Source organism: Cetobacterium sp. (assembly GCF_048470075.1).
Classification (GTDB): domain Bacteria; phylum Fusobacteriota; class Fusobacteriia; order Fusobacteriales; family Fusobacteriaceae; genus Cetobacterium_A.
Window position 1 is genome coordinate 1 of the sequence record NZ_DBGBQB010000287.1, and the last position, 6,221, is coordinate 6,221.

The window sequence follows — 6,221 nt, forward strand, 5'->3', positions numbered from 1 at the left end:
ATAATGTATAATTAGAAAAAATACTATATCGGAGGTAATTTTAATGAAAATTAAAGCCTTTCCTTTGGGAAGCTATATGACAAATTGTTATTTGGTTTGGAATGATAACAATGAAGCTTCTCTTTTTGATTGTAGTGATTCAAGATTACAAAATGTTGTATCATTTATAAAAGATCATAATTTAACTTTAAAAAATGTTATTCTCACTCATGGTCATGGTGATCATATTGGAGGATTAAATGAAATAAAGCGTCTTTTTCCAGATATTAAAATCTATATTGGAAAAGAGGATGAGAAGTTTTTAACTGATTCCTCTTTAAGTTTATCGTATGCAATACAAGGTTATGATTTTTCATATACAGGTGATTTTACTCCCCTAAAAGAGGGAGATTCTATTTTTGGATTTGAAGTTATTGATACTCCAGGTCATACAGTTGGTTCAAAATGTTTTTATAACAGAGAGTCCAATTTCATGATCTCTGGGGATACGCTATTTAGAAGAAGTTATGGTAGATATGACCTACCTACTGGAAATTTATCACAGCTACAAAAAAGTTTAAAAAAGATTTGTGAGAGTTATCCAGAAGATACTATAGTGTATAGTGCCCATACTGAGCCTACAATTTTAGGCGAGGAAAAGAGAGTATTAAAATCTCAAGGAATGATTTAGGAGGAGTTTAATATGGAAAATAAAGTTTATGATGTTGTTATTATTGGGGCTGGCCCTGCTGGTTTAACTTCTGCTCTTTATGCTGGAAGATCAAATCTTTCAGTTTTAGTTATTGAAAAACCAAATGTAGGTAGCCTTATTATGGCGCATAAAATTGAAAACTACCCAGGTATCTTAGGATCACCTACTGGTAGAGATATCTATACTTTGATGAAGGAACAGGCTTTAAAGTTTAATGTTGAATTTGTTGAGGCAACCTTCTTGGCTTTTGATCTATTTGGTGAACATAAAGTTGTTAAAACAGATATAGAAAACTTTTCAGGAAAAACTGTTATAATCGCAAGTGGATGGGCTAAAAATGGTTCTAAAAAACTTCCAGGTGAAGAGAAATATTTAGGTAAAGGTGTTTCTTATTGTGCTACATGTGATGGTGCTTTCACAAGAAATATGAGTGTTTCTCTTTTTGGTAAGGGTAAGGAGATTGCCGAAGAAGCTCTATTTTTAACAAAATATTCAAAAGAGATCAATATGTTTATCACAGATAGCTGTGATGATAGCTGTGATAAAGCTCTTATGGAAACTCTAAAATCCAATGAAAAAGTTAAAATGTACTATTCAAGTGAATTACTTGAAATAAAAGGGGATGAGTTTGTAGAGGAGGTTATTGTTAAGGTAGATGGAGTTCATAAAACTTTTGCTACTCAATTCGCATTCCTTTATCTGGGAACAAAATCTTTAAAAGAACTTTACGGTGAGGTAGCTTCTTTAGATGAGCATGGGTATATTATCACAAATGAAGCTATGCATACATCTATCGAGGGAATCTACGCAGCTGGAGATGTTAGATCTAAAAATATTAGACAGGTTACAACTGCTACATCAGATGGTACAATAGCTGCTCTTGAAGCTATTAAACACGTTTTAAAGAAACATAATTTAAGAGCTCAATACAGTTAAAATATTGAAAAAGTCAGAGTTTTTTAGACTCTGACTTTTTTTATCTATAACTTAAATAACATCTCTTCATATGTTGGTACTGGCCAAACTTTTTTCTCAACTTGATGCTCTAATAGGTCAATTATATCTCTTAAACAATTTAATAGTGGTATTATCTCTTTATTTAAATATTTAACTTTCTCATATAGATCATCTATCTCATTAGCCACAACTAATTGAGATTCCAATTGAGCCAAGTAATCTTTTAAACGATTTTTTCCAGCTAAAAGCTTTATTAGATGCGCTTTATCTGCAACTAAAAACTCATCATTTCCCAATACCTCTCTTAAAGATATAATACTATTTGATATTTTAGCCGCGTATTCCATCAGTGCTGGATATATCTCATTTCTAGCAATTCTAATCATAGAGCTTCCCTCTATGTTAATCTGTTTTATATAACGCTCACAATAGACAGAGTATCTAGCTTCTAACTCCTCTGGAGATAAAACCTTAGCATTTTTAAATAGCTCTATTATATTCTCTTGCTTATATACTTTTAATCCCTCTAAAGTATTTTTTAGATTTTTCAATCCTCTTTTTTCAGCTTCAACTTTCCAGCTTCCATCATATCCATTACCATTGAAAAGGATTCTTTTATGCTTTTCATATCTATCTTTTATTAACTCTATAATCTCTTTTTTTAAAGTTTTAGAATCTTTATTCTCTAAATAATCTGCATACTCTTTAATTATTGTTCCAATAATTGTATTTATTATAAATGTTGGTGTAGAAGCTGAGGCACTTGAACCTGGCATTCTAAACTCAAACTTATTTCCTGTAAATGCAAATGGAGAAGTTCTATTTCTATCTGAAATATCTTTTGGTATTTTCGTAAAGTTTTTTACACCAAACTCCATATTTGCTTGTGTTTCATTAACTGGAACTATCTCTCCTATATTTTTTAGTATCTCCTCCAACTCTTCACCTATAAAAACAGATATTATTGCTGGTGGTGCCTCATGTCCACCCAGTCTATGATCATTTCCTGGTGTTGCACAAGATGCTCTCAGTACGTCTGCATATCTATCTATTCCCTCTAATATTGCAGTTAGAAAAACTAAAAACTGAAGATTATTTTTTGATAAAGAAGATGGATCCAGTAGATTCTCACCTAAGTTTGTTGATAGTGACCAGTTACAATGTTTTCCTGAACCATTTACCCCTTTAAAAGGTTTTTCATGTAATAATGCACTTAACTTATGTCTATCTGCAACTTTTTTTATTATATCCATCGTCAATTGATTTTGATCTACAGCAACATTTGCTGTTGTGAACATAAGTGCGATTTCAAACTGATTTGGAGCAACTTCATTATGCTTTGTTTTAGCCATTATTCCAATCTTCCATAACTCCGCATCTATCTCACTCATCACTTTTTCAACTTTTTCCTTAATACTTCCATAGTAGTGGTCATTTAGTTCTTGACCTTTAGGTGGTAAAGACCCAAATATTGTTCTACCAGAAAGCATTAAATCTTGACGTTTTTCCCAATATTTCTTCTCTATTAAAAAGTATTCTTGCTCCAATCCTAGAGTATTTGTTATTGATGTTACATTAGAATTTGGGTCTAATATATTCTTTAGTCTCAACGCTTGCTCAGATATAAAATCTATTGATCTTAATAGTGGTACTTTCTTATCCAGTGCCATTTGATTATATCCAATAAATGCTGTTGGTATATATAGTGTTTTCGACAATCCCTCTCCTCTTAAAAACATTGGTGATTTACAATCCCATGCTGTATAACCTCTTGCCTCAAAAGTTGATCTAACTCCTCCATTTGGAAATGATGAAGTATCTGCTTCCCCTTTTATAAGCTCTTTTCCTGAAAATTGTGAAACACAACTTCCATCTGATGACATGGAAATAAATGAATCATGCTTTTCAGCAGTTAACTCTGTCAAAGGCTGGAACCAGTGTGTAAAGTGAGTAGCACCGTTTTCTGTGGCCCAATTTTTAACTGCATTTGCTATTGAGTCTGCAAGTTCTATTGATAACTCTTTTTCTCCATTTTGAACTTTTTTAAACTCTTTAAAATACGATTCTGGTATTCTGCTCTTTAATTTATCCTCTGTAAAGCAAAATTGTCCAAAAATTTCCAGCATGTTGTTCATAAATCCTCCCTTTTTCGTTCTACATTGTCGAACATCATTCTTTAATAAAAAATTGTTATATTTACAATATACTATTTTTATTTTTTTGTCAATAAGAAAATAAAAAAGAGGAGTTATTACTCCTCTCGTGCTCCTAATTCGAACGATATTTTTTTACTCATAGCTACCATCTTCGGTGCTAAATCTGGAAGAATATTCATCAACTTCTCCCTAGTAGCCATTATAGACGCAGTTCCAACAAAGATATTGTTAACCTTAAAAATAGGAACGGATATACAATAGATTCCTAACTCAACCTCTGATCTTTCCAGTGAATATCCATCACTTCTAATCTTATATATCTCCTCTATTAAAGTTTCTCTATCTATAATTGTACTATTAGTATACTTATGTAATAGATTTTTACTAAATATTTTATCAATATTTACATCTTTGGAATATGCTAGTGCTAGTTTTCCAGATGCTGATGCATTTAGAGGTATCTTAGTAACTGAGGTACTTATTGTATAATACATTGAATCTGACTGAACTCTATCTATTAGCTTTAAATGCTCTCTTTTAAAAAGAAAAAGATTAACTGTTACAGAAAACTCTTCTGATATTTTAACTAAATATTTATGTCCAATATTTTTTATTAAAACATCTTCATTTACAATAAAACTTTTCTCTATAAACGCTGGTCCCAGTGAATAGTTACTATTTTTTTCACTCTGTTCTAAATATGAGTTTTTTAAAAGTGTTGATACTATTCCATGAACTGTACTTTTACTCAAATTAACCTTTTCGCTAATCTCTTTTAAAGAAAGTTCATGAACCTCTTCATTAAAGCAGTTCATTATATCTATTGCTCTTTGGATCGATTGTATAGTTTTCCCTTCCATAAAATCCCCTTTTATTTTAATTTAAAGAATCCCTCTTCTGTTTTTTCAATTTTTCCCTCTTTTAAAAGTTTACCTATCGCTCTTTTAAAAGCCTTTTTACTGATTCCAAAATACTCTTTTATAGCTTCTGGTGAGCTATCATCATTAAATCTAAAGTGTGATTTTAATATTTTCATTTTTCCTATAATAGCTTCAGCATCTTTATCCATTTGAACAAACGCTAACTCTCTTAGGGCTAAATCCAATTTTCCATCCTCTCTAACTCTGATTACTCTAGCTTGAACTTCCTCTCCTACAGAGAACTTTCTAAAGCATTCACTATTGGGTATCAATCCAAAATATCTATTATCTACAGCAACAAAAACTCCAATTTCAGGGTTTATTCTATATACAGTTCCCTCTACAAAATCATTTTTTTTGTAATCTTTATTAGGCATTAAAAAGCTATAGATTTTCATTGTTGCAGATAATCTTCCCTTACTATCCTCATATATACCTACTAATACTTCATCTCCCGGTTTTACATCCCCTACCATCTGTGCATATGGTAACAGTAACTCCTTTTTTAATCCCCAATCTAAAAATGCACCTAATTTTTCATTTGTATCTGTTACATAAAGTTTTCCAATTGTACCAACAGTTAGTGCAGTTTTTCTCAGTGTAGCTGTTAATCTGTCCTCTGAATCTCTGTATATCATTACATCCAATTCATCTCCGATATCTAAAACCTTTCCTTCTAACTCATTGTTTGGCAAAAGAATATTATCTTTTGTGTCTCCAGTTCCCGCATCTAAGTGCGCCCCTTTACTACTGAAATTATTAATTTTCATAGTTTGTCTTTTTCCTACTTTTACCATTTTACCTTTCTCCTTACTATTTTACTCCAAATAGTTTCTAAATAAATTAAACTTTTCATCCATTTTATGAGGATAGTTTTTGTAATAATATTCAAACAATTTTATTACCGGTCTATAGTCCTCATAGTTTTTTAATATTCTTAAATACTCTTTTTCAATACTTAATAAAGAGTAATAATCACTTTTTTCAAATATCTCAAATAGTCTATCAATTATATCTATCACTTCATTCAATGGTACATCTATACCTTTTCCAATTATTAAAGCCTCTATATAAAAAGTTCTGCTTTCAACTTTTTTATTTAGGGACTCTGCAATTTTTCCTAAATTATAAAGTAATTCAAATCTCTCTTCACTGTTTGACACTAATTTTTTTTCATAGATTCTTTTTAATTTCATGTAGATGTATTTTAAATCACTATTTTTCTCATCTACTATTAAAACTTTTCCTAAATTATACAATATATATAGTTTTTCCTCTAAAGTAACACTATTTTTTAGATTGGATAGATATATCTCAATTCCCTTCTCTCTCCTATCCTGCATATAGATTTCTGCTAAAATATTTAAACATCTATTTTTTACAGCTCTACTCTTTAAAATAATTAAATATTTTTCTATCTCTCCCACTATATCTGAACTCTTAACTTTACCTTCTCTATAAAGAGATAAGAGATATAAATAGTATATCTGTTCATTC

At 30.6% G+C, this 6,221-nt stretch carries 5 protein-coding genes and 1 pseudogene; 2 read left to right on the forward strand and 4 right to left on the reverse strand.

Annotated elements, in window-relative coordinates; genetic code table 11:
- Positions 1 to 43: 43 nt before the first annotated feature.
- On the forward strand, positions 44 to 670 hold the full coding sequence (locus ACMOUI_RS10160; RefSeq protein WP_418965584.1) for an MBL fold metallo-hydrolase: 627 nt from the start codon (positions 44 to 46) through the stop codon (positions 668 to 670).
- Between the two features lie 12 nt (positions 671 to 682).
- Positions 683 to 1,627, forward strand: a complete 945-nt coding sequence (locus tag ACMOUI_RS10165) for an NAD(P)/FAD-dependent oxidoreductase (protein WP_418965585.1) — start codon at positions 683 to 685, stop codon at positions 1,625 to 1,627.
- 44 nt (positions 1,628 to 1,671) lie between these two features.
- On the opposite strand, the gene ACMOUI_RS10170 is transcribed toward ACMOUI_RS10165, so the two are convergent.
- From ACMOUI_RS10170 to ACMOUI_RS10185, 4 genes and pseudogenes are all read right to left on the reverse strand, one after another.
- On the reverse strand, positions 1,672 to 3,783 hold the full coding sequence (locus ACMOUI_RS10170) for a glutamine synthetase III (protein WP_418965586.1): 2,112 nt from the start codon (positions 3,781 to 3,783) through the stop codon (positions 1,672 to 1,674).
- Between the two features lie 116 nt (positions 3,784 to 3,899).
- Positions 3,900 to 4,664: an IclR family transcriptional regulator gene (locus ACMOUI_RS10175; RefSeq protein ID WP_418965587.1), complete on the reverse strand. Its 765-nt coding sequence runs from the start codon at positions 4,662 to 4,664 to the stop codon at positions 3,900 to 3,902.
- A gap of 11 nt (positions 4,665 to 4,675) precedes the next feature.
- Entirely contained in the window at positions 4,676 to 5,521 is an 846-nt protein-coding gene (locus tag ACMOUI_RS10180; protein ID WP_418965588.1) for a S1 RNA-binding domain-containing protein, read from the reverse strand.
- A gap of 21 nt (positions 5,522 to 5,542) precedes the next feature.
- Positions 5,543 to 6,221: pseudogene (locus ACMOUI_RS10185) on the reverse strand (hypothetical protein); the annotation flags it as partial.